This is a genomic window from Mucilaginibacter terrenus, from assembly GCF_003432065.1.
Lineage (GTDB): Bacteria > Bacteroidota > Bacteroidia > Sphingobacteriales > Sphingobacteriaceae > Mucilaginibacter > Mucilaginibacter terrenus.
The window spans coordinates 270,943-295,712 of the sequence record NZ_QWDE01000002.1 but is presented as its reverse complement, the minus strand read 5'-3'; the positions used below and the strand labels follow the sequence as shown (position 1 = coordinate 295,712).

Here is a 24,770-nt window from a genome sequence, read left to right as displayed (position 1 = left end):
GCAGGCCCCGCCGACGTAGTCTTGTTTGTTTTTTAAGGCCATTCGCCCTTCTGTTTGCTGTAAATAGTAGGGCGGTTTTTTTTGCGCCTCAACAAAGGTTTATTTATTTAATAAGGGTTTTATGGCAGAGGTATCATACTTTACCAAAGAAGGTTTAGAGAAACTGAAAGAAGAATTACAACAATTAAAAACTACCGGCCGTGCTAACATTGCTAAAGCAATTGCCGAAGCACGGGATAAAGGCGACTTGTCTGAAAATGCCGAATATGATGCTGCGAAAGAAGCACAGGGCCTGCACGAAACTAAAATAGCTCTGATGCAGGAAACACTTGCCAACGCACGTTTACTTGATGAGTCTAAGCTTGACACATCAAAGGTACTGGCATTGTCGAAAGTAAAAATCAAGAACGTTAAGAACGGCGCTACCATGAGCTACCAGCTGGTGTCTGAAAGTGAAGCCGATCTGAAGGCGGGCAAAATATCCGTAGCGTCTCCTATTGCAAAAGGACTGCTAGGCAAAAAGGTTGGAGAGCGTACAGAAATTACTGTTCCAGCCGGTAAAATTGAATTTGAAATACTGGAAATAAGCAGGTAACAAACCACCAGCAAGCTGGTTGGTAGAAATATTTTATCAACCAGGTTGCTGATTTATACGATAACTCATGACCATCTTTTCTAAAATAGTTGCAGGCGAGATACCAGCCTATAAAGTTGCAGAGACGGATGACTTTCTCGCATTTTTGGATATCAGTCCGCTGGCAGAAGGCCATGTGCTGGTTATTCCAAAACAAGAAGTTGATTACATCTTCGATCTGGATGATGTGATCTATAATGAGTTGCAGATCTTTGCTAAAATAGTAGCTACCGGGCTTAAAAAAGCTGTCCTATGCAAAAAGGTTGGCGTAGCCGTCATTGGCCTGGAGGTACCTCACGCGCACATACACCTTATCCCAATGAACCGGGTAGATGATATGAACTTTTCACGACCCAAGCTTTCCTTTCCTCCGGAGCAGCTACAAGCCACTGCCAATAAGATACGGATGGCAATACAATCTGCCACGCAGGAAGATTAATCACTAGATATCTATAATCTCCTTTTTCTTTTTAGTACGAAGGCGCTTGGGTACAAAGTTGAGTATCTCGTTTTTTAAGGCCTCTATCATACGCCGTTTTAAAAAGTTTCGGTGCATTACAATGCTCACTTCACGGGCAGGTTCCGGACTTTTGAAGTAGCGAACCTTGTCCCATTGCTTTTCATTCATGTCTGCAAGGGCTAGTTCCGGCAAAATGGTTGCCCCATTGTTCATGTCCACCATGCGCTTTAATGTTTCCACGCTGCCTGTGTTATATTCAAAATGCTGATAACCTTTGGTAGCTTTTCGGCGCTGGCAGATGTTTAATACCTGCTCGCGCATACAATGTCCTTCGTTGAGCACCCACATCTCTTCCATGTCTATGTCTTCGGGCACAATGTGCTTCTTCTTCGATAGCTTGCTGTTTTTGGATACGTACGCTACGAAGTTTTCATAAAACACCGGCACTTCGGTAAGCGAACCCTCATGCAATGGGGTAGACAATATACCACAGTCCAGCGTTCCTAATTTAAGCTGCTGAATAATCTGCTCGGTTGTTTGTTCCCATACAATCAGTTTCACAGCAGGATACTTCTCTATAAAGCTTTGTATTATTTTAGGCAATATATAAGGTGCTACTGTTGGTATTATGCCAACTTTCAATTCACCGGATAGCTCCTTCTGTCGGTCACTAATTATCTCTTTGATCTTCTCGCTTTCCGCTAACAATACGCGCGCCTGGGCTATTATCTCCGCTCCTATTTCTGTAGGTACTACCGGCTGCTTACTTCGGTCAAACAACTTAACCCCAAGTGTTTCCTCAAGCTTTTGTACCTGCATACTTAAGGTTGGCTGCGTAACAAAGCACTTTTCTGCCGCTCCAACAAAGCTCCTGTAAGTGTCTACTGCTATTATATACTCCAGTTGTGTTATCGTCATTATATATAGATGATTGCTATGCAAAGATAATAAATATTGATTTTTTCTATTGAATTATATTGTTGATGTTTGATGTACAAACCAATATTTATGGATACCAATAAGAAAAAACTCACCAGCGCATCAGGAATTCCTTATGCTGAGAACGAAAACTCCATGACCGTTGGGCCACGTGGGCCCATCTTGTTGCAGGATTTTATCCTCCACGAAAAAATGGCGCACTTTAACCGAGAACGCATACCAGAGCGTGTTGTACATGCGAAAGGTTCGGGCGCTTACGGTACGTTCACCGTCACGCATGATATATCTAAATACACCAGGGCTAAGGTTTTCAACACAATTGGCAAACAAACCAAAGTATTCCTGAGGTTTAGCACAGTAGGTGGGGAAAAGGGTTCAGCTGATACCGAACGTGATCCCCGTGGTTTTGCTGTGAAGTTTTACACAGAGGATGGCAACTGGGATCTCGTTGGCAATAATACACCCGTTTTTTTTGTAAAGGATCCCAAGAAGTTTGGTGACTTCATCCATACCCAAAAACGCGACCCTTACACCAATTGCAAAAGCGCAACAATGATGTGGGATTTCTGGTCCTTAAACCCGGAGAGCCTGCACCAGGTAACTATCCTGATGAGCGACCGCGGTACGCCGTATGGGTACCGCCACATGGATGGATTTGGCAGCCACACTTTTTCATTCATTAATGACAAAAACGAACGCTTTTGGGTGAAGTTTCATTTTAAAACCCAGCAGGGTATTAAAAACTTCACCGATGAAGATGCAGGCGCTATGCGCGGCAAAAACCCTGATTTTGCGCAGCACGACCTGCTTACACATATTGACAATGGCGACTTCCCAAAATGGAACCTGAAAGTGCAGGTAATGCCTGAAGAGGATGCACGTACATATCACATTAACCCGTTTGATCTTACTAAAGTATGGCCACATGGCGATTACCCGCTTATTGATGTGGGTGTATTGGAGTTGAATGAAAATCCAGATAATTACTTTGCACATGTAGAGCAGGCGGCTTTTGCGCCGGCACACGTAGTAGATGGCGTTGGTTTCTCACCCGACAAGATGTTGCAAGGACGCATTCTGTCTTATCCTGACGCTCATCGTTATCGTTTAGGTGGTAATTACGAGCAGATACCTGTAAACCGTTGTCCGTATTTGGTCAGCAATTACCAACGAGATGGACTAATGGCTGTAAACGGCAATGGCGGCTCGGCACCAAATTACTTCCCAAATAGCTTTGACGAAATAGAGGCTGATCAAACCTACAAAGAACCTGCTTGGGACCTGCGCAACCAGGTAGCAGACTGGTACGACCGCAATGCAGAGGGTGAGAATGATCATTACACACAGCCGGGCAACCTCTACCGCCTTATGGATGAGAAAGCCAAGCAAGACTTGATAACCAATGTAGTAAATTCCATGAGTGGCATAGAAGGGCCTAAAAAAGACCTGATTACTAATCGCCAACTTTGCCACTGGTTTAGGGCAGACATTAACCTGGGTATGGCTATTGCCAAGGGCCTGCAATTAGATTTGCAGGAAACCATGAAACATATGCCTACGGTTTAAGCGATAACTCAATGTTAACAAAGAGGCCGGAGCAATGCTCCGGCCTCTTTGTTATAAAAGAAATTAGTCTTTCTTTTTAGATAAAGTTTTAACACAGTTCGGAACCGTTTTTCCGTTCTTCTCTTTTGTACCCTCTTTTTTGTAGCCTGACTAGCATGGGTCCTTCTTTGTTTTAGTAGCCATAACAGTTTAGTTTATCTATCCTGTAGATAAACAACTATCGTTCCGTTTTGGCTAACTATTCTACCGTTACCGATTTTGCGAGATTACGTGGCTGGTCAACGTTACAGCCGCGCATTACTGCTATATGATAAGCAAGCAACTGCAGCGGAATTGTAGCCAGTAAAGGCACAAACGTTTCGCTGGTTTGCGGTATTTCAATCACGTATTCTGCCATTTCCTTTACGTCTGTGTCGCCTTCGGATACAATAGCTATTACGTGGCCGCCACGTGCTTTTACTTCCTGTATGTTGCTTACTACTTTTTCGTAAGAAGAATTCTTTGTAGCGATAAAGATCACCGGCATATCGGCATCAATTAACGCGATAGGGCCATGTTTCATCTCCGCAGCGGGATAACCTTCCGCATGTATGTAAGATATCTCCTTGAGCTTTAAAGCGCCCTCCAACGCAACGGGGAAGGAACTACCCCTGCCCAAAAATAAACAGTTTGGAGAATCTTTAAATCTTTCGGCAATAGCTATCACCTGATCGTTAGCTTTCAGTGCGCGTTCCACCAGATCAGGTATCTCATTTAGTTCTGTAAGATACTCTACAGACTTGTTGCGTGTAATGGTTCCTCGTTGCTGTGCAATGTAAAAAGCCATAAGCGTTAATACCGACACCTGCGCAGTAAACGCCTTGGTAGATGCTACACCAATTTCTGGTCCTGCGTGAGTGTATACCCCGGCATGTGTAAGCCTCGGTATAGATGCCCCCACTACATTACAAATACCAAAGATAGTGGCACCTCTTTCTTTAGCAAGTTCAATTGCAGCCATGGTATCAGCAGTTTCGCCTGACTGCGATATTGCGATTACAAGGTCCTTAGATGTGATGATGGGGTTACGGTACCTGAACTCCGAAGCATACTCAACTTCTACCGGAACACGTGCGAACTCTTCTATCAAGTATTCACCAACAAGTCCGGCATGCCAGGATGTACCGCAAGCAACAATGATTATACGGTCAACATTTCTCAGCTTATCCGCGTACTCCTTTATACCGCCAAGCTGTACCTCTCCCCTGCCCGGGTATATACGCCCACGCAGGCAATCACGTATAGACCGCGGCTGCTCGTATATCTCCTTCATCATGAAGTGGTCGTAGCCGCCTTTCTCCAGCATTTCCAGCTTTAAAGATAACTCTTGTATATAAGGGGTTTGTACGGTATTATCAATGTTCTTGATCAGCAGGTCATCGCGTTTTATATAAGCTATTTCATTATCATTTAAATAGATGACGTTTTTGGTATACTCAACTATAGGTGTTGCATCAGATGCTATCAAGTATTCTCCTTTGCCAACTCCTATTACCATTGGGCTACCCTTGCGTGCAGCAATTAGCTCATCCGGCCTGTCAGCACTCATTACAACGATAGCGTAAGCGCCAACCACGCGGTTCAATGCCAGCCGCACAGCTTCATTTAGGTCAAGACCAGTGCTTTTTTGTATATCTTCTACCAGGTGTATCAACACCTCTGTATCTGTATCGCTTTTAAAAACATGTCCCTTAGCCAGCAGGGCTTCTTTAATAACCCCGTAATTTTCTATAATCCCATTGTGTATAATAGTCAGCTTACGATCACCGGATGAGTGCGGGTGCGAGTTGCGGTCGCTTGGCGGGCCGTGTGTGGCCCAACGGGTGTGGCCCATCCCTGCGGTAGCAGTAAAGGTAATTCCTTTAACGAAATCTTCCAGGTCACTTACCTTCCCTGCCTTTTTATAAACTTTCAGCCCCTTTTCTGCAAGAGCAATACCTGCGCTGTCATAACCCCTGTACTCTAACCTGTGCAGGCCTTTTATAATAATAGGATAAGCATCACGAAAGCCTATGTAACCAACAATTCCGCACATTTTTTTAAGTTTAGATGTGAATAGCTAATATAATTATACCCGTAATAACGCAACAAAGTCAATGTTATGTACTAAATAACATTGACTTTGCTAATTATGTTGCAAAAAGCCTATTGGTTTATCTTAGTGTAGATAATGTTAAGCTTGATGCGATAAGGAGAGTTTTTTCCAGGAGTGACGGTACGCTCGGCGTAAGTTGCCGTAGGCGATATGTCAATAGTTGTTGCTGTGACCGGGTTTACCGGAGCTATAAACGTACCGTAATCTACTGTTTTGCCCCGTATAAGGTCTTGTACAAACGCAGTTACTAAAAAGTGATATTCGTTGTTCTTCTTATTGTAAAAACCGTCAAAATACGATGGACCGTTAACGCCGCGCGGGTCGCTTGTAGCTGCATCCTGAAGACGAACGCGTTGTTTTGCTAAATCGTATTTATACATGGTAAGCCTTGGTGCCGGGGCATAAGGCACTCCAGAACCGGGCAATGCACTAACTACTAACTCGGCACGGTTAATCACAACGTCTGAACCCAGGGAAGCGAATGTTTTTTGAATTTCGGGAAAGGCAACTTTAGCGCGAAGCCCTGCTAATCCCTGCAAGTACACCAATCCGTCAGTTGATGTACTATTAAGTGCTGCCTGTACTTTTGCACTGTAAGTATGCTTTATTGAGGCCATATGCGTACCGGCTTGTACTGGTAAGGTAACAACAGATGTATCTGTTGTAGTTCCGCTTACAGCTCTATAATAAATGTTAATCTTCGCCGAATCTAATGTAAACATAAGATTGCCTCCAGGTCCTGTAGTGCCTGTTTTATCCAGCGTAAGATATAAACCTTTAACAGCACTCTGAAAACCAAGGTTGCTTGCCCTGTATGCCGGAGGAGCTTCGGTAAAAAGATAGCTATCAATAAAACTTGATGCAATAGGTATGCGCACTTGCGGCACAACTTTTATCAGCGTATCCTTAGCTCCTTTTACTATGTTAAATATCTTCAGCGTATCGTGTGAACGTGCAATAAACGATTTTGTACCCAACACAGATGAATTATAATCCCACTGCTTATTGTTATAGTAGGTAGTGGAAACATACTTTTCATTCAGTTGATGAACGTTGATCTTAAACTTAGATGCCAGGGAATCACCGTAAAAGCCGTTAGCCGCATATGGGAGTACCAAAATAGCTGAGTCAATTGTAAGTGCACCTGTTGGAAGTGTATATGCAGATCCACCGGGCAAACTTAGCTGAGCAGCAATGTTTGATTCTGTAACACCAAACTCCGGATCTTTAAAATAAGACAGTGGAGTTCTAAAAAGACCATTAGTAACAACAGAATCTTCGGGAACTGTATTAAGGGTAATATTTGTGTCAGCAAATAAAGTACCGTTAAGCTGGTTGTTCTCATCAACCCCTAAACCAATACCATCCTGGTTTTTACAGCTATTCAAAATAAAAAGACTTATTAACAGGGTTAATAAGCCTAATTTAGAAAATTTCATATATAACATTAAAGCTTATGCAACGTGCACCAATTCGTCATTGGTTATTTCGTCGTAAAAATTGTAATAATTTTCGTAATCTGATGTGGAAACGAATTCCATTACCGATTTATTGCTGTTTTTAACATTATTTAACACATCTGCATCAATGTTCTCGCTGGCCAAAACAATACCATCGCTGTACTGGATAGCACCTGCATACATAGCGGAGTTAGTTGCCGGTTTGTATAGCTCAGTATTAGCCTCTGTCATATCACCCATAACTGCTTTCTGTGCAAACTCAGGGTTCATAGCATCTTTAAAGTCGTTCTCATAGATAGAGTAAACAACCTTGGAGTGTTTAAAAGTAGGATCGTCTTTGTAAGTTGTTTTAAGGTATGCAGGCACCAGCGCGCTCATCCATCCATGGCAGTGTACCACATCAGGCGCCCAGCCTAACTTTTTAACGGTCTCAAGCGCACCCTTGCAGAAGAAGATCATGCGTTCGTCGTTATCTGCATAGAACTTTCCGTCCTTATCGGTAAACACGTGCTTGCGCTGAAAGTACTCTTCGTTATCTAAAAAGTAAACCTGCATGCGTGCAGCAGGTATAGAAGCCACTTTGATGATAAGGGGGTTGTCATTATCGTTGATGATAATGTTCATACCCGATAAGCGGATAACTTCATGCAAACGATTCCTTCTCTCGTTGATATTACCAAAACGCGGCATAAGAATACGGATTTCGAATCCTTTATCCTGCATGGCTTGTGGAAGCTGGCGTGTTATTTCGGCAATTTTTGTGAGTTCGAGGAAAGGGGACATTTCATGAGTTATGAACAAAAGCTTAGATTTACCCATCACTGAATCAGAATTAATTTAAAGAAGTCAAAAAATTTGAGTTTGCAAATATAAGCATTATTATAACAAGTAACAATCTATATTGCAAGGCCATTTGGTAATTTTTGTTCAATTACACACCTTTGCCCTCTTGTATTTATTACGTTGAAAATATTTTCCACCAAGCAAGATGTACAGCAGTATATAGCCGCTTTAGGCAATATACGGTCAGGTTTTGTACCTACAATGGGGGCTCTTCACGAGGGCCACATTTCACTTATCAACCAGGCTAAGACTGACAATGATGTTGTTATCTGCAGCATATTTGTTAACCCTACGCAGTTTAATGACCCAAGTGACTTAGAAAAGTACCCGCGGCCAATTGAAGCAGATATTCGCAAACTCGAAGCAGCCAACTGCGATATTCTTTTTAATCCGCCCGTTAGCGAGATGTATGAAAATAATGAGCATTGGCATTTAAATATTGGGCAGCTGGAGTTTTTACTGGAGGGCGAGTTCCGCCCCGGGCATTACCAGGGGGTAACACAAGTGGTGTATAAGCTGCTTGACATCATTAAGCCAACAAGCCTTTATATGGGCCAGAAAGACTATCAGCAGTTCATGGTGGTATCGCGCATGGTAGAATTACTGAACATGCCTGTTAAGATGGTGATGTGCCCCATAGAGCGTGAGCCCGATGGCCTGGCGATGAGCTCCCGCAATATTCACCTTACTGCAGATGACCGTAAGCACTCCCTGGTACTTTCAAAAGCGCTTAACTGGGTTAAGCAGAACTTTAACATATCATCAATTGCGAAATTGGAAGAAGATGCAATTGACATGCTGCAGGCCGAACCCGGTGTAGAACCCGATTACTTTGAGATTGCTGACGGTAAAACCTTGCTGCCTGCAGATGAGCAATCCGAAACTATAGTTGCGCTTACAGCAGCTAAGGTGGGGAAAACACGCCTGATAGATAACGTTCTGATCAAATAAAATCTTTGACGCTTTGGCATAAAGCTGTCTTAATGGCTGGTAAGTAAGCTCTCAGAAATACTTGTATCTTTGCACCGTCATTATTAGCCGATTGTACCACATCCATTATTTTGTTGGTAGGATTATTGACAGATGACGAATAATTATGATCATCGAGATATTAAAATCGAAACTTCACCGGGTTAAAGTTACTCAGGCAGAGCTTAATTATGTAGGCAGCATCACCATTGATGAGGACCTGATAGAAGCGGCGAATATCATCCCAAACGAAAAGGTGCAGATTGTTAACAATAACAACGGTGCCCGTTTTGAAACCTACGTCATAAAAGGCGAACGCGGCAGCGGTACAGTTTGTCTTAACGGAGCAACCGCCCGGTTAGCACAGGTTGGCGATATAGTTATAATTATGTCATACGCTTACATGGAAGCGGCAGAAGCCCGCAACTATGAACCAATTTTAATTTTCCCGGATAATAATAACAAACTTATTAAGTAATTTAGGTGCATTAATGCACCTCTTACCTAATGAGATCTGTTTTCACCCTCCTGCTTTTTTGCTTGTCGCTATCTGCGTTTGCACAAAAAGAAGAACCAAAAAACGTTTATTTTCTTACCAATAAAGGGCGGTACCTAGAGGTTTTAGACAGTGCCGATTACATCCGTGTTGTTAAAATGCCCGATTCTGGTTCCGTTTTGTATAATGTTACCGAATTTTATAAAAGCGGCAAACCAAAGCTTATAGGCAAATCGACCAAAATTGACCCACCCTGGTACGAGGGGCAAACAGTTGCTTTTTATGAAAACGGCCGCCGTAAAAACACCCTAAGTTATAAACAGGGACGTCTATCTGGAGACGCTTTTGAATACTATCCAAATGGCAGGCTTTACTGGGCCCTGACTTACCCCGATCCCGAAAAAAAAGACACCACATTCAAGAATGGCTATAAAATTACGACAAGTTCCGACTCGTTGGGTAACGGCGGAGTAGCTGACGGTAACGGATATTACAAAGGCTACGATGACAAGTTTAAGTATGTAAACGAGGAAGGCTGGATAAAAGCTGGGTTAAGGGATAGCATATGGAAAGGCAAGTCTTTGGAGCAGAAACTAACGTTTGAAGAGCTGTATAAAAATGGCAAACTTGTTAAAGGCATTGTTGTAGACAGTACGGGCACCATGTCTGACTATAAAGACAGCAGAATGACCTTTCCCAGATTTACGAAAGGTGAATCTGGCTTTGGACAGTTTCTCGTCCGCACAATGAGATACCCTGAGACAGAACGGCGTAATAATATACAGGGCGTGGTTGTGTTAGGCTTTGTTGTGGAAAGAGATGGAAGACTGACAGATATCAAAGTAAATAAATCAGCAGGTAAAGGACTCGATGAAGAAGCTGTTCGTGTGATGAAAATCTCCCCGCTCTGGACCCCGGGAACAATGTACGGTAAACCCATAAGAGTTAATTACACTGTGCCAATAAGTTTCAGATTACAGTAACTACCTCGCAGGATCAGCGGCTATACCCAGCACTATTCTCAAACTGGCATCAAGGCTAATTCTGTTGCGTAATACATAAGCCATGCGTATGCGCACCTTCTTTTCGCGCATCAGTTCATCAAGCATATTGCTATTGTCAATATCTAAGACAATACTACTTCCGGAGTTCGGGCCTATATCAGTTCTCGAGCCAACAAGCACCTCATCCGCTCCGTTTGCTTTGGCCATGTAAACCCTTGCAGAAATCAGGTTGCCAATATTAAAGTCTGACGGAACAACAGCCGTGATCTTTGCAGATACAATGCGGACGTTGCTGATCCTGCCGCCATTATTACCATCCTTCACAAAATTCTGATCGAAGCTGGAGCCTTCGCTTATCGCGTTAAGGTTAGTACCGGTGGCTGAACTTGCCGGAACCACCAAAGTAGCAGTATATGGAAAACTTGATTTGATTATGGACTGCACAGTACCGCAGCGAATAAAAACCAGCATCACAACAACTGAAGAGAGTAGAATTTTTTTCATAACATGGTTAATAGTTTATAGGCATAACGCTTAAACGATAGTTGCTTTATATTGCAATATCGGTAGCAAAGAGGCTTGTTGTGTTAAATTAAAAAATTAAAATTTCAAATACCTCTAAATTACTATCTTTGCACCCCGACGCTGAAGTCGGAAATATCTTCTTTCAGCACATAGGTTTTGTTAAATGGCGAAAGCCGGTTTTTAACTTTTTTGACTTTAAACTTTTTGACTTAAAAAGTCCTATGCCCAAAGATACCTCCATCAAATCCGTTCTGATCATTGGCTCCGGCCCTATTATTATTGGCCAAGCCTGCGAATTTGATTACGCCGGCTCACAAGCAGCCCTATCCTTAAAAGACGAAGGCATTTCTGTATCCATCATTAATAGCAACCCTGCTACTATCATGACGGATAAAGTTATCGCCGATCATGTTTACCTCCTTCCGCTTACCTGCGAAAGCTTGGAACAGATACTTCAGGAACAACAAATTGATGCCGTACTGCCTACAATGGGTGGCCAAACAGCATTAAACTTGTGTATAGAAGCATCTGAACGCGGTATATGGGAAAAATATGGTATTAAAGTGGTAGGTGTTGACGTTGCCGCTATTGAAAAAACAGAAAACCGCGAAGCTTTCCGCCAGCTGATGGTAGATATTGGCGTTGGTGTTGCCAAATCAAAAATAGCCAATTCTTTCCTGGAAGGTAAAGAAGCCGCTCAGGAAATTGGTTTCCCGCTGGTTATCCGCCCAAGCTATACACTTGGTGGTAAAGGCGCCGGTTTCGTGCACAAAAAAGAAGAATTTGATGCTGCCTTAAGCCGCGGCCTGCAGGCTTCCCCTACCCATGAGGTATTGGTAGAACAGGCTGTTTTAGGCTGGAAAGAATACGAGCTGGAGCTTTTGCGTGATAATCGTGATAACGTAATCATCATCTGCTCTATCGAGAACTTTGACCCGATGGGTATCCACACCGGCGACTCGATTACTGTTGCACCTGCTATGACCCTGAGTGACCGCTGCTACCAGCAGATGCGCAACCAGGCCATCAAGATGATGCGCGCCATTGGCAACTTCGCGGGAGGCTGTAACGTACAGTTCTCGGTAAACCCGGCTGACGAAAGCATCATCGCTATCGAGATCAACCCGCGTGTATCGCGTTCATCCGCATTGGCGTCTAAAGCTACTGGTTACCCTATCGCTAAAATTGCTGCAAAGCTGGCTATAGGCTACAATCTGGACGAAATAGAAAACCAGATCACCAAAACCACCTCGGCTTACTTTGAGCCAACGCTGGATTACGTGATCGTAAAAGTTCCACGCTGGAACTTTGATAAATTTAAAGGAGCTAACCGCGAGCTTGGCCTGCAGATGAAATCTGTTGGTGAGGTTATGGGTATCGGCCGCAGCTTTATAGAGGCCTTGCAGAAAGCCTGCCAGAGCCTTGAAATTGGCCGCGCCGGCCTTGGTGCCGACGGCCGCCAAAGCCGCAACCTGGACGAGATTATGCACAGCCTGGAGCACCCAAGCTGGGACAGGCTGTTCCACATCTATGATGCTATGAGCCTGGGTGTGCCAATGGAGTCTATCCGCAAGGTCACCAAGATCGACCGCTGGTTCCTGAACCAGATTCAGGACATCGTGAACCTGGAGAATGAACTGCGCCGCTACTCGCTTAACAACGTTCCTGAAGAGTTCTTATACACGCTAAAACAAAAAGGTTTCTCTGACGTGCAGATAGCCTACATACTGGGCAACTCTACCACCGAAGAAGAAGTTTATCAGCGCCGCAAAGCACTTGGTATCCGCAGGGTTTACAAAATGGTTGACACATGTGCGGCTGAGTTCCCTGCGAAAACGCCATATTTCTACTCAACTTACGAAGGCGAGAACGAATCTGTGGTATCTGATAAGAAAAAGATCATCGTTCTGGGTTCGGGCCCTAACCGTATAGGCCAGGGTATAGAGTTCGATTACAGCTGTGTGCACGGCTTGCTGGCTGCTAAAGAAAGCGGTTTTGAGGCGATCATGATCAACTGTAACCCTGAGACGGTATCTACCGACTTCAACATGGCTGATAAGCTATACTTTGAGCCGGTTTTCTGGGAACATGTTCGCGAGATCATCGACCTGGAGCAGCCTTATGGTGTCATTGTTCAGTTGGGTGGGCAAACCGCGCTTAAGATGGCCGAAAAGCTTCATGAGCACGGCATCCGAATTATAGGTACCGACTTTAACAACATGGATATCGCGGAAGACCGCGGCCGTTTCAGTGACCTGCTAAAAGACCTTGGCATTCCTTATCCGAAATATGGTGTAGCCGAGAGCGCTGAAGAAGCATTGGAAGTTGCACATGAAGTTGGATACCCTGTATTGGTTCGTCCTAGCTACGTGTTAGGCGGACAGGGCATGAGCATTGTGATAAACGATGAGGACCTGGAAAAAGCGGTGGTAAATTTGCTTAAAAATCTACCGGGTAACCGCGTGCTGATTGACCACTTCCTTGACCGTGCTGCCGAAGCCGAGTCAGACTCCATACACGACGGTGAAGATGTGCACATTATTGGCATGATGGAACACATTGAGCCGGCTGGTATACACTCTGGCGACTCATTCGCGGTACTACCGCCGTTCGATTTGAGCGAAAACGTGATCAGCCAGATAGAGGAATATACTGAGAAAATTGCCCGTGCACTTAATGTAAGAGGCTTGCTAAACATCCAGTTTGCTATTAAGGAGGACAAGGTTTACGTGATAGAAGCCAACCCGCGGGCTTCGCGTACGGTGCCTTTCATTGCTAAAGCTTACGATGTGCCTTACATCAACATTGCGGCTAAAGTGATGCTTGGCGTTAATAAACTGAAAGACTTTACCATAGAGCGCAAGCTTAAGGGATATGCAATAAAAGAACCCGTGTTTTCGTTTGATAAATTCCCGGAAGTAAACAAGGAACTTGGCCCTGAAATGAAATCAACAGGTGAGGCCATCCGTTTCATCCCCGATTTGCAGGACCCATATTTCAGGCACCTGTATAAAGAAAAATCGATGTACTTGAGTAAATAATTTTTGAATTCAATTTTTGCGAGTTTAAAATTTATCCGCTTTATTGCGCAATAAATTAGCGCAATAAAGCATGGTTGAACTTAGTTTGAACGTAATTGAAGCTTAATTTAAAAACAACGCCGGTTATTAATCTTAACGATTTTGACCCGGCCGATATACAAGGCGTACTGCACCAGATAGAGGCGTCTTTCGATATCAAATTCGAAGATTCCGAGCTGAAGAACATCAGCACTTTCAATTCGCTTTGCGAGCTGGTAACCTCAAAAGTGAAACAGGCACATACCGGCTGTACTACGCAGCAGGCATTTTACAAACTGCGTAACGCCATTAACGCCAAAAATCCAACGGAAAAATACCTGATTAAACCGCAAACAAAGCTTTGCGAGCTTTTTCCAAGAGATAACCGCATTGAAGTAGTTGCCGATATCGAGAACGATCTGGGTTTCCACATGAACCTGCTACAGCCAAAACCATGGATCACCTGGAGCTTTGCACTGCTGTTGGTAGCTTCCTTAGGATTGTTCTTCATCAGCTCAACAATTGCGTTTATAGGTATGGTGATATCAATTGCCGGGCTTAGGCTGGCTGGCCGCTTCGGAAAAGAACTTAAGGTGAAAACCATCGGTGACCTTGCTGAGAAGATTGCTCGCGAGCATCATCTGAAATGTCGCCGCGACGCTTCTACCGTAAGCCGGACTGAGATCTCTCAAAAGGTTAAAGATCTGTTCACAGCACATCTGCACCTGGAGCCGGTGTTTTTAATGAACAAGTAATAGCGGCTATTCATCCACTATTAAACCGGTCACCTCAAAATTAATGCGGTGGCTGGCGCTGGTATTTACCTTATGTTGTTTTTTGCCGGAAACGGTATCGCCAGCAAAGTGCTGCAGATCATCTGCAATAAACTGCTTTAGCGCTACACCCTGTATAATTACAATGCGGCCACGCAAGGCAGTTGGTAGTAAGATGTTGTAATCTTTAAAGTGTGCCTGTATTATACGGCCGTTACCGCCATCCATCTCAAACCATCCGCCCTTTGGTTTGGTCACTTTAATTATTCTGCCCCTAAGCGCAGCGGTAACGCGTGTCTTCCGTTGCATGTCGCTTTCAATGGTAGTAGCGTTAGTTGGCCCTATACCGGCAGGCTTGATGCCAAACACCATACCATGCGGTAACGGAGGTGGTTTTTGAGCAAACAGCGTTGCTGCTATTAAAACCTGTACGCCAACCAGTAACACTTTTATTCCACGCATATGCATTAAACACTTGTTGTGTTTCAAGGTTTGACAAGGTTTTAAACTTATAGTTTATTTTTCAACAGGTGTTATGACCTGATTACATAATTGCGGATATTTGTATCACCAAAAGAGAGAGCATAGAGCGGGATGTTATTAGCCAGGTACCAACACGAATTTATTGAAGCAGGATGTGATGAGGCAGGGCGCGGCTGCCTTGCAGGGCCGGTTTTCGCCGCTGCAGTCATACTGCCGGATGATTTTGATCACCACCTGCTTAACGATTCCAAGCAGCTGAACGAAGAAGTGCGTTACCAGTTAAGAATAGAAATTGAGCAGAATGCCGTTGCTCATGCCGTAGCATGGTGCGATAATGAGGAGATTGACCGTATCAACATTCTTAATGCATCCTTTCTTGCCATGCACCGCGCTATAGAAAAACTGCACCTTACCCCACAGTTCCTGATAATAGACGGCAACCGTTTCAACAAATACGGCACTACGCCGCATGCCTGCATTGTAGAGGGCGACGGTAAGTACTTTAGCATAGCAGCGGCATCTATACTGGCCAAAACTTACCGCGACGATTATATGAAGCAGATTGCTGCCGAGCACCCGGAGTACAACTGGCACAGCAACAAAGGTTACCCTACTATAGATCACCGCAAAACTGTAATGGCTAAAGGCCATACGCCATATCATCGTAAAACTTTCCGCGTTACCGATCCTCAGCTAACTATTTTTTAGTTACGGCTTTGCCAACTCTAAAGGGATTGATAAATTTGGACTGAACCAATTGCCGACCCACCTTGAGGATCCTCATTTTAACACACCGCGTACCGTTCCCGCAGAATGGAGGCTACCCTATTGTGGTGGGTAACACCATAAAGGGCCTGGTGAGCATGGGGCATGAAGTTTCGCTTATTTCTATCAATGTAAAAAAGCATTCCGGCAGGCAGCACGAGCGCGACGACTTGTTAAACAAGATAAGCTATACCGAATACGGCATAGATACCCACATATCGGTACTTGAAGTATTCAGTAACCTGTTTACCCGCAACCCATATAATATCAATAAGTATTACGATGCCGGGTTTGAAAAACTGGTGCTGCAAAATATAAAAGACAACCACTACGATGTTGTGCAGCTGGAAGGCCTTTTTGTAGGGCCTTATGTAGCTGCCATCCGCAAAAACACCACAGCCAAACTTATTTACCGGGCACACAATATAGAACACCAGGTATGGCACCGGCTCGCACATCAAAAAAACGACCCTTTTAAAAAATGGTACCTTAATCTGCTGGCCAGGCGTGTTAAAAAGTATGAACTGGAGCTGCTTAATCAGTTTGACGGCATAGCTGTATTTACGGGCGAGGACAAAAACGCAATGGAGTCATTCGGTGCTGAAATCCCGCTTTGCGTGGTTCCTATAGGCGTAGACATGGGTAAATACCAGCCCGAGCCGGACAAAACAGAGTGCCCCAGCCTTTTCTTTTTAGGATCGCTGGACTGGCTACCCAATCGCGAAGGCATAGAATGGTTCATCGAGAACTTTCACAAAGAGATTGTAGATGGTGACCTGAAGGTAAAATTTTACGTGGCAGGCAACAGCATTCCAGAAGACTTTGACGAATATGATGTACCCGATAAAGTGTTTATACAGGGCGAGGTAGATGACGCCCTCGAATTTGTGAACAGCAAATCTATCATGATTGTGCCCTTGCTATCCGGCGGGGGTATGCGTGTGAAGATTGTTGAGGGGATGGCTATGAAAAAGTGCATAATATCTACCACTATAGGGGCCGAAGGCATCAACTTTGCCCACGGCGACAACATTATTATAGCCAATAATGCCGGCGAATTTTATGATGCATTGAAACGCTGCATAGCCGACGAGTGGTACTGCCGTGAGATTGGCGAAAACGCCCGAAAGCTGGTAGAGCAGGAGCATGATGTAAACAAAGTTACCCGCGACCTTGTGGCTTTTTACCAGTCGGTTATTTAACGCCTGCAATTGGCACTAATTTGCTACTTTTGCGGCGTTAAAATACATTCATGAAGAATACCGCTCTCTCTAACGTACACATCAGTTTAGGCGCTAAAATGGTGCCATTTGCAGGTTATAATATGCCCGTACAATATGCAGGAATTAACGCCGAACACGAAACCGTACGCAAAGCGGTTGGTGTGTTTGACGTAAGCCACATGGGCGAATTTATATTAAAGGGCGATAACGCGCTGGCGCTAATACAAAGGGTGACCAGCAACGATGCCTCTAAGCTTTACGATGGTAAAGTGCAGTATTCCTGCCTGCCGAACGAAGACGGCGGCATTGTAGACGACCTACTGGTATACCGCATAGATGAGAAAACCTATATGCTGGTTGTAAACGCATCCAACATTGAAAAGGACTGGAACTGGATAGCTAAATACAATACCGATGGGGTGGATATGAAAGATATATCTGACCGTACATCGTTACTGGCCGTGCAAGGCCCTAAAGCTGCCGATGCGCTGCAAAGCCTTACGGATATCGACCTGGCATCTATGGAGTACTATACCTTCAAAAAAGGCACGTTTGCCGGCGTCGACAATGTCATCGTATCTGCAACGGGTTACACCGGCGCGGGCGGTTTCGAGATCTATTTTGACAACGCTAATGCAGAACAAATATGGGACGCTATATTTAAAGCAGGCGAGCCATTTGGTATAAAGCCAATAGGTTTGGGCGCACGTGACACCTTACGTTTGGAAATGGGTTTTTGCCTGTATGGTAACGACATTGATGACAAAACGTCTCCATTAGAAGCAGGCTTAGGTTGGGTAACCAAATTCAGCAAGGAGTTCACCAACTCCGAAGCCTTGCAGCAGCAAAAGCAAGCTGGTGTACAACAAAAATTAGTTGGCTTTGAGATGATAGACCGCGGCATACCACGCCATGACTACCCAATTGTTGATGCAGAAGGTAACACAATCGGTCGAGTAACATCGGGCACGCAATCGCCGTCGCTGCAAAAGGCCATTGGTCTTGGTTATGTTAAGAATGAGTTTGCCAAAGAAGGCAGCGAGATATTCATCAGCATCCGCGATACTAAAGTGAAAGCAAAAGTGGTGAAACCGCCATTTTATAAATAGCCCCCCGCCCCCCTGAAGGGGGAGTATAAGTTGATGAATAGTACTGCCATCCAAGATTTTCAAAAGTCCCCCCTCCAAGGGGTTAGGGGGCTCGACGTATGCCTCACCCCATCGCTCATTCCCTTATACAATGTGAAGGACTACATTGTAGTGGTGATAGATATCTTTCGTGCTACATCTTCCATTTGCTACGGCATTGAGAATGGTGCAGAGGCGATAATCCCCGTATCTGAAGTGGAGGAATGCGCGGCCTATCGTGAAAAGGGCGCCGGCTACCTGCTGGCTGCAGAGCGCGACGGAAAGGTTGTGGACGGCTTTGACTTCGGCAATTCTCCGTTCTCTTACACGCCGGAGAAAGTTTCCGGTAAAACGGTGGTGCTTACTACCACTAACGGTACACATGCCTTGCATTTATCACGCAGTGCCAAACGAATTGTGATCGGGTCGTTTTTGAATCTTACTTCACTTTGTAACTGGCTAAAAACGCAGCAGGAGAACATCCTGCTGGTTTGCGCGGGCTGGAAGAACAACTTTAACCTGGAAGACACCCTGTTTGCAGGCGCCGTTATAGAGCAGTTAAAAAGCGGTAATTACAAATTGGATGATCCCGCCATTGCTGCTAATGACCTGTTTCAATTAGGAAAGAACGATATACCCGCCTATCTAAACAAAACCTCGCACGGGGAACGCCTTAAAAAACTGGGCATAGAAAAAGATATTGCCTTTTGCCTGCAGGTAGACCTTACTACCGCCATCCCGGTGCTGGATGGCGATAGGTTGGTAAAACTATAATATTTACTCTGCTACTACGCGCTTGTGGCTTCTCCAGCGTTTTATCAACACCAGCGCAATAGCTGCAACCAGCAGCAAGGGCCAGGCGGAAATAAGGCCAAACAAAAGGTTTTCCAGTCCTGATAATCCATCTCCAAGTGAAGCAAGAACTCGTTTACCGAAACCTGGGGCGGTCTCTATCTGCGAAGCTTGCCGGGTGTAAAAAGTGATATTTAGCGAACTGTATGCAACTTGCTTCTGCATAAAGTTAAGTTGCTGCTGTGTCGATTCAATATCGCTGCGGATCTCCGTCAGCTTATCTTCTATCTGCAGCATGTCGGCAATTTTTACAGCTTTCTTCAGCAGCTCCTGGTAGCGCGCTTCCAGCACTTTTTTGTTGTCGAGCCTTGCCTTTGTATCTATGTATTCGGTTGATACATCGTGGACGCGTATGTTCTTGCTGTCTATTTTATAGGCGGTATTCGCGGCGCCGTCTAAAAATGCTTCAAAGTTTGCCGCCGGTATCCGGATGTAAAGCTGATATTCCTTACGGTCACCCTCGGTACCCGCACTTTCCTGATCGCGCTCTACATAGCCGTTAAAGCGCTTTAACGAATTTAGTAGTTGCTTTCGGGTCTTGATTACATCTTTGGTCTCGAAGCTCAGCTCGCCTTCTTTAATAATCTTGCGGGCAACGTCCTCTTTATCTGGCTTAACTACCGGCGGTGCAAACGATTGTACAGCTCTGACATCTGAATTACCAACGGGTTCCTCAACTACGATTTCCTGATTAGCATCGGCTCTGGCTTTTTCATTTACTTCTGTCTCTGAAACTGGTGGTGGCGGGGCAACCAATTGTACATCAGTTACCTTCTCCGCTTTGGAAGATGGAGTGTTATGGCAGGCGGTTAAGGTCAGAACTGCTGCCAAGAATATTTGATAAGTTCTCATAATAGTGTGGTTTAATTATGATGAGAACGAATGAAACAGAATTATATTTTATAATAAACGACCAAAAAGAATTAAATTTGGCTCAACGTAATTTTGTATTGCTTTTATGTCGTTCTAGGTCGCGGATACTCTTCTTCTCAAGGTTACTTTCAAGAGCTTGGGTGAGGTCGATACCGGTTTGATTTGCCAGGCAGATCAGCACAAAAAGCACATCGGCCATTTCATCTGCAAGATTCACCTCTTTATCCGACTGCTTGAAAGATTGTTCACCGTATTGACGGGCCATTATGCGCGCCACCTCTCCAACTTCTTCCATCAGCATGGCCGTGTTGGTAAGCTCATTAAAGTACCTAACCCCTGTTGTTTTAATCCAGCCGTCTACCAGGTCTTGAGCTTCCTTAATGGTCATATTTCTGTGGTTATTAGCGAATGGTGATCTATCAAATTTTTTATCCGTTTTCTGCATCCAAAAAAGTGTGGAAATTGAAGGTTTTGGTCAGTGATTTTCCCTGTCTTTAGTGTCCATGATTATCGTTACGGGTCCATCGTTCACCAGGCTGATCTTCATATCTGCACCAAAAATACCGGTTGCTATTTTCTTGCCTGTTAGACTTTCCAGAGTAACTATCATCTTCTCATACAGTGGAATAGCTTTTTCCGGCCGGGCCGCACGGATGAAAGATGGCCGATTACCTTTCCTGGTCTGCGCAAATAACGTGAACTGAGAAATAAGCAATATACTGCCGTCTACATCAGCTAAGGCTTTGTTCATCAAGCCATTATCATCACCAAACACCCGCATGCTTGTTATCTTTTGAGCAAGCCAGTGCAGGTCTTCCTCTGTATCGGCATCCTCTATACCCAGCAATACCAGGAAACCATGGTCTATTTCACCTGTAACATCACCATTCACCCTGCACGATGCTTCGGAAACGCGTTGTAGTACTGCCCTCATTATTAAGCTCTTGTTTCGTTTGCGTGATAAATACTCAGGTAACTATCGTACCGTGATTGCGCTATTTCGCCCTCTTCAACCGCTTCTAAAACCATGCAACCGGGTTCATTTATATGCCTGCAGTTGTTAAACCGGCACTGGTTCATACGCTCCCGCATCTCAGGAAAGAAATGGCTAAGTTCCTGTTTTTCAATGTCTATAACCCCTAACTCGCGTATGCCGGGTGTGTCTATCAGGTAACCGCCCTGTGGCAGTTCAAACATCTCGGCAAAGGTAGTGGTGTGCATCCCTTTGTCGCTCCATTCTGAAATTTGGTGTGTACGCAGATCAAGATCAGGCAATAGGCGGTTGATCAAGCTGGATTTCCCTACACCCGAGTGCCCGGAAATGAGCGTCACTTTATCTTTCAATATGGCCTGTACTTCATCAATGTTGGTACCTGCCAGAGCGGACACCTCATAGCATGGGTAGCCGATATCCTCGTAAATGCTTTCGTAATCAGCTAGTATCTCCAGCCCTTCCTCACTAAAAAGATCTAACTTATTGAATACTAAAGCAGCCCTAATGTCATATGCTTCTGCTGTTACCAGAAATCTGTCTATAAACCCGAGAGATGTGCGGGGAGAAGCAAGCGTTACAACCAATATGGCCAAATCCAAATTCGCAGCAATAATCTGCGCCTGTTTAGACAAGTTTACCGAACGCCGAATAATGTAGTTCTTACGTGGGTACAGCCTGGTAATCACCCCGGTACCTTGTTCCGGCTCCATGTCAAAGTCAACAAGATCCCCTACCGCAATTGGGTTGGTAGTAGTAATACCCTTTGTACGGAACTTTCCCTTTATACGGCAATCGATCACGTCTGTACCGCTTTTTACCTGGTACCAGCTCCCTGTCGACCTAATTATTAACCCCTGCATAGCTGCGCAATTTAGGAAACATATACAGGCTATAAAAAAATTAAAACTTTTGTTTTGCTATTTCAAATTTAATCTACTTACTTTACAGGCATTATATAAGATGACAGTTCACAACACCATTATTACTACCATTATTACCACCGGGATAAAACACGGAGGAAGATAATCGTATGGTGTAAAACATAGATACAAACCAAATGAAAGCCTTCCTCCGCAAAGAGGAAGGCTTTTTTATTATCACTCAAATGAAAGTTCTAAAGTTCGGAGGCACCTCGGTTGGTTCAGTAAGCAGCATACAAACTCTGCTGGAAATTTTGAAGGAAGAAAACAGCAACGAAAGTAAGCCTGTAGTAGTGCTTAGTGCCATGAGCGGCATCACCAACTTACTTATTTCTATGGCTGAGGGAGCTGCACAAGGCGAAGAGTTTACCGCTCAACTGGCGGAATTAGAAAAGAGGCACTTTGATGTGGTAAAGGCCTTACTGGATATCCAGAATCAAAACCCGGCTTATACCCGCTTGAAAATCCACTTTAATCAATTGGAAGAGCTGTTGCAGGGCGTACTGACCCTTCGCGAGTTAACTGCTAAAACCCGCGACCAGATCGTAAGCTTTGGTGAACGTTGCTCTACCCTAATGATCAGCAAAATAGCTGCACAGCATTTTCCCGAAGCGTTATTTGTTGATGCTTCCGAGTTGATCAAGACAGATAGCAGCTTCGGACAGGCAAAGGTAAACCTTGAATTAACCGACCTTTTAGTACAAAGTTTCTGCAGCGAAAATAGTGATAAGCTGCTGTTTGTTACAGGATTCATAGCCGGCAATGATGCTGGACAGATCACCACACTAGGCCGTGGTGGGAGCGATTATACCGCAGCCATCCTGGGTTCGGCCCTAAATGCTGAAGAGATCCAGATATGGACCGATGTTAACGGCATGATGACCGCGGACCCTCGAATGGTGAAGAAAGCTTTTCCGTTGGAGGAGTTATCCTACACTGAAGCTATGGAGCTTTCTTATTTTGGCGCAAAGGTGATCTATCCGCCTACCATGATCCCTGCATTCCTGAAACGAATTCCTATCGTTATTAAAAACACCTTCGAACCTGCTTTCCCAGGTACGGTTATCAGGCACGATTGTAAATCGTCCAGCTTACCTATCAAGGGTATCTCTTCTATAAACAACATCAGCATTTTAAGCCTTGAAGGCAGCGGTATGGTTGGGCGCTCCGGCTTTAGCGGTCGTTTGTTCTCGTTACTTGCCCGCGAGCAGATCAACATCATCTTAATTACCCAGTCCTCATCAGAACACAGCATTACGTTCGCGGTACAACCACAGGATGTTCAAAAGGCAAAACAGCTGATAGAAGCTGAGTTTGAACTGGAGCTATTGGCCAATAAACTAGAGCCGCTTGTTGTTGAAGCTAACCAGGCAATACTGGCTATCGTCGGCGAAAACATGAAACAAACACCCGGTGTATCCGGCAAGTTATTCCACGCTCTGGGCCGTAACGGTATAAATGTTCGTGCAATAGCACAGGGTTCTTCAGAATACAATATATCGGTAATTATTTCTTCTTACGACCTTGCAAAAGCGCTCAATGCCGTTCACGACGCGTTCTTTATTGAACTGACAAAAACGCTGCACGCGTTTTGCCTCGGAACCGGCAACATTGGCAAAACGCTGTTCAATCAGCTTAATGCACACAAAGAGTACCTGGAAAAAAACAACGGCATACAGGTTAAAATTGCTGGTATCAGCAACACTCGCAAGATGTTGTTTAACAGCGATGGCTTATCTCTCGACAGTTGGGAACAGGAATTAGCAGACTCCATGCACGGTGCCGATCTTGCTGGCTTTGTAGAAAAGATGAAGGAAATGAACTTGCCCAACTGTGTCTTTATAGACAACACTGCCAGCCCTAAACCAATTTCTTTCTACGAGGATGTATTCAAAGCTAATATATCGGTAGTCACATGCAACAAAATTGGTAACTCAGCTTCTTTCGAGCAGTATAAAACTTTTAGAGATACCGCCAGGAAACATGGTGTCGACTTCTTTTACGAAACCAACGTTGGCGCCGGATTGCCAATCATCAGAACACTAAAAGACCTGATGAGTAGTGGTGACAGGGTTAAACGTATAGAGGCTATTTTGTCAGGCACCATATCTTTTATCTTCAATTATTTCAAAGGCGACGCCAACTTCTATGACGTAGTGAAGGAAGCGCAGGATAAGGGCTACACCGAGCCTGATCCACGCGATGACTTGAGTGGTCGTGATTTCATGCGCAAGATGCTGATACTGGCGCGTGATGCAGGCTATGAAATGGAAGAGGCCGACGTACAGATTGACAATATCTTGCCTCAACCGTGCCTGGAAGCAAAGACTGTGGAAGACTTTTACGCAGCCTTAAAAAGTGAAGATGCGTTCTTTGCGGACCTTAAAAAGCAAGCTGAAAAAGAGAAAAAAGTGCTTCGTTACATTGGGAAGTTAGAAGATGGTAAAGCATCAATTACCTTGCAGATGGTTGATGAAAGCCATCCTTTCTACATGCTATCCGGAAGCGATAACATTATATCCTTTACTACGGACAGATACAAGGATCGCCCGCTTGTAGTAAAAGGGCCAGGCGCAGGTGCAGAGGTAACCGCTGCTGGCGTTTTTGCTGATTTGATAAACGTAGGAGCCAATTAAGAAGCCCTCCGCCCTCTGGAGGGAAAGTAAAAATG

23 protein-coding genes are annotated in these 24,770 nt (G+C 44.5%); 13 read left to right on the top strand and 10 right to left on the bottom strand.

Features of this window, described 5'->3' with window-relative positions; all coding sequences use genetic code 11:
• The first annotated feature begins 121 nt into the window (after positions 1-121).
• Both greA and DYU05_RS11905 read left to right on the top strand, forming a co-directional pair.
• Positions 122-595 (top strand): transcription elongation factor GreA, encoded by a 474-nt coding sequence (gene greA, locus DYU05_RS11910; protein WP_117383301.1) that lies wholly within the window; start codon positions 122-124, stop codon positions 593-595.
• A 67-nt stretch (positions 596-662) separates the two neighbouring features.
• Positions 663-1,073 (top strand): HIT family protein, encoded by a 411-nt coding sequence (locus tag DYU05_RS11905; protein ID WP_117383299.1) that lies wholly within the window; start codon positions 663-665, stop codon positions 1,071-1,073.
• A gap of 3 nt (positions 1,074-1,076) precedes the next feature.
• Here DYU05_RS11905 and DYU05_RS11900 read toward each other — a convergent pair whose 3' ends face one another.
• Positions 1,077-2,012, bottom strand: coding sequence for a hydrogen peroxide-inducible genes activator (locus DYU05_RS11900; RefSeq protein WP_117383297.1), 936 nt, complete (start codon positions 2,010-2,012; stop codon positions 1,077-1,079).
• Positions 2,013-2,102: 90 nt separating this feature from the next.
• Between DYU05_RS11900 and DYU05_RS11895 the strand changes: the two genes are divergently transcribed.
• The gene (locus DYU05_RS11895; protein ID WP_117383295.1) at positions 2,103-3,599 is read left to right on the top strand and encodes a catalase; all 1,497 of its coding nucleotides are present in this window, start codon (positions 2,103-2,105) and stop codon (positions 3,597-3,599) included.
• A gap of 238 nt (positions 3,600-3,837) precedes the next feature.
• On the opposite strand, the gene glmS is transcribed toward DYU05_RS11895, so the two are convergent.
• The 3 genes from glmS to DYU05_RS11880 all read right to left on the bottom strand — a co-directional run bounded on the left by glmS (position 3,838) and on the right by DYU05_RS11880 (position 8,012).
• Entirely contained in the window at positions 3,838-5,673 is a 1,836-nt protein-coding gene (gene glmS, locus DYU05_RS11890) for a glutamine--fructose-6-phosphate transaminase (isomerizing) (RefSeq protein ID WP_117383293.1), read from the bottom strand.
• A gap of 110 nt (positions 5,674-5,783) precedes the next feature.
• Positions 5,784-7,172: a DUF4270 domain-containing protein gene (locus DYU05_RS11885; RefSeq protein WP_165852064.1), complete on the bottom strand. Its 1,389-nt coding sequence runs from the start codon at positions 7,170-7,172 to the stop codon at positions 5,784-5,786.
• A 15-nt stretch (positions 7,173-7,187) separates the two neighbouring features.
• A complete protein-coding gene (locus DYU05_RS11880; RefSeq protein WP_117383290.1) occupies positions 7,188-8,012 on the bottom strand; it encodes a glycogen/starch synthase in 825 nt (274 codons plus the stop codon).
• 144 nt (positions 8,013-8,156) lie between these two features.
• Here DYU05_RS11880 and panC point away from each other — a divergent pair, with 144 nt between their 5' ends.
• From panC to DYU05_RS11865, 3 genes are all read left to right on the top strand, one after another.
• Positions 8,157-8,987: a pantoate--beta-alanine ligase gene (gene panC, locus DYU05_RS11875; protein WP_117383288.1), complete on the top strand. Its 831-nt coding sequence runs from the start codon at positions 8,157-8,159 to the stop codon at positions 8,985-8,987.
• A 145-nt stretch (positions 8,988-9,132) separates the two neighbouring features.
• The gene (gene panD, locus DYU05_RS11870; protein WP_117383285.1) at positions 9,133-9,483 is read left to right on the top strand and encodes an aspartate 1-decarboxylase; all 351 of its coding nucleotides are present in this window, start codon (positions 9,133-9,135) and stop codon (positions 9,481-9,483) included.
• A 29-nt stretch (positions 9,484-9,512) separates the two neighbouring features.
• The gene (locus tag DYU05_RS11865) at positions 9,513-10,484 is read left to right on the top strand and encodes an energy transducer TonB (RefSeq protein WP_117383283.1); all 972 of its coding nucleotides are present in this window, start codon (positions 9,513-9,515) and stop codon (positions 10,482-10,484) included.
• On the opposite strand, the gene DYU05_RS11860 is transcribed toward DYU05_RS11865, so the two are convergent.
• Positions 10,485-11,009 carry a hypothetical protein gene (locus tag DYU05_RS11860; RefSeq protein ID WP_117383281.1) on the bottom strand — a complete coding sequence of 175 codons (525 nt, stop codon included), beginning with the start codon at positions 11,007-11,009 and terminating at the stop codon, positions 10,485-10,487.
• Positions 11,010-11,251: 242 nt separating this feature from the next.
• Between DYU05_RS11860 and carB the strand changes: the two genes are divergently transcribed.
• On the top strand, positions 11,252-14,071 hold the full coding sequence (gene carB, locus DYU05_RS11855) for a carbamoyl-phosphate synthase large subunit (protein WP_117383988.1): 2,820 nt from the start codon (positions 11,252-11,254) through the stop codon (positions 14,069-14,071).
• 95 nt (positions 14,072-14,166) lie between these two features.
• The gene (locus tag DYU05_RS11850) at positions 14,167-14,844 is read left to right on the top strand and encodes a hypothetical protein (RefSeq protein ID WP_117383279.1); all 678 of its coding nucleotides are present in this window, start codon (positions 14,167-14,169) and stop codon (positions 14,842-14,844) included.
• A 6-nt stretch (positions 14,845-14,850) separates the two neighbouring features.
• Here the strand turns inward: DYU05_RS11850 and DYU05_RS11845 are convergent, their stop codons facing one another.
• Positions 14,851-15,324, bottom strand: a complete 474-nt coding sequence (locus DYU05_RS11845; RefSeq protein ID WP_165852063.1) for a DUF4920 domain-containing protein — start codon at positions 15,322-15,324, stop codon at positions 14,851-14,853.
• 132 nt (positions 15,325-15,456) lie between these two features.
• Between DYU05_RS11845 and DYU05_RS11840 the strand changes: the two genes are divergently transcribed.
• The 4 genes from DYU05_RS11840 to DYU05_RS11825 all read left to right on the top strand — a co-directional run bounded on the left by DYU05_RS11840 (position 15,457) and on the right by DYU05_RS11825 (position 19,234).
• Positions 15,457-16,053 (top strand): ribonuclease HII, encoded by a 597-nt coding sequence (locus DYU05_RS11840; protein ID WP_117383275.1) that lies wholly within the window; start codon positions 15,457-15,459, stop codon positions 16,051-16,053.
• Between the two features lie 62 nt (positions 16,054-16,115).
• Positions 16,116-17,312, top strand: a complete 1,197-nt coding sequence (locus tag DYU05_RS11835; protein ID WP_117383273.1) for a glycosyltransferase family 4 protein — start codon at positions 16,116-16,118, stop codon at positions 17,310-17,312.
• A gap of 50 nt (positions 17,313-17,362) precedes the next feature.
• On the top strand, positions 17,363-18,442 hold the full coding sequence (gene gcvT / locus DYU05_RS11830; RefSeq protein ID WP_117383271.1) for a glycine cleavage system aminomethyltransferase GcvT: 1,080 nt from the start codon (positions 17,363-17,365) through the stop codon (positions 18,440-18,442).
• Between the two features lie 33 nt (positions 18,443-18,475).
• Positions 18,476-19,234: a 2-phosphosulfolactate phosphatase gene (locus DYU05_RS11825; protein ID WP_117383269.1), complete on the top strand. Its 759-nt coding sequence runs from the start codon at positions 18,476-18,478 to the stop codon at positions 19,232-19,234.
• Positions 19,235-19,237: 3 nt separating this feature from the next.
• Here DYU05_RS11825 and DYU05_RS11820 read toward each other — a convergent pair whose 3' ends face one another.
• The 4 genes from DYU05_RS11820 to rsgA all read right to left on the bottom strand — a co-directional run bounded on the left by DYU05_RS11820 (position 19,238) and on the right by rsgA (position 22,039).
• Positions 19,238-20,164 carry a DUF4349 domain-containing protein gene (locus DYU05_RS11820; RefSeq protein WP_117383267.1) on the bottom strand — a complete coding sequence of 309 codons (927 nt, stop codon included), beginning with the start codon at positions 20,162-20,164 and terminating at the stop codon, positions 19,238-19,240.
• 82 nt (positions 20,165-20,246) lie between these two features.
• On the bottom strand, positions 20,247-20,573 hold the full coding sequence (locus DYU05_RS11815; RefSeq protein WP_117383265.1) for a nucleotide pyrophosphohydrolase: 327 nt from the start codon (positions 20,571-20,573) through the stop codon (positions 20,247-20,249).
• Positions 20,574-20,660: 87 nt separating this feature from the next.
• Positions 20,661-21,119: a D-aminoacyl-tRNA deacylase gene (gene dtd / locus DYU05_RS11810; RefSeq protein WP_117383263.1), complete on the bottom strand. Its 459-nt coding sequence runs from the start codon at positions 21,117-21,119 to the stop codon at positions 20,661-20,663.
• Between the two features lie 2 nt (positions 21,120-21,121).
• The gene (gene rsgA / locus DYU05_RS11805; protein WP_117383261.1) at positions 21,122-22,039 is read right to left on the bottom strand and encodes a ribosome small subunit-dependent GTPase A; all 918 of its coding nucleotides are present in this window, start codon (positions 22,037-22,039) and stop codon (positions 21,122-21,124) included.
• 245 nt (positions 22,040-22,284) lie between these two features.
• Between rsgA and thrA the strand changes: the two genes are divergently transcribed.
• Entirely contained in the window at positions 22,285-24,735 is a 2,451-nt protein-coding gene (gene thrA, locus DYU05_RS11800) for a bifunctional aspartate kinase/homoserine dehydrogenase I (RefSeq protein ID WP_117383987.1), read from the top strand.
• Positions 24,736-24,770 lie beyond the last annotated feature (35 nt).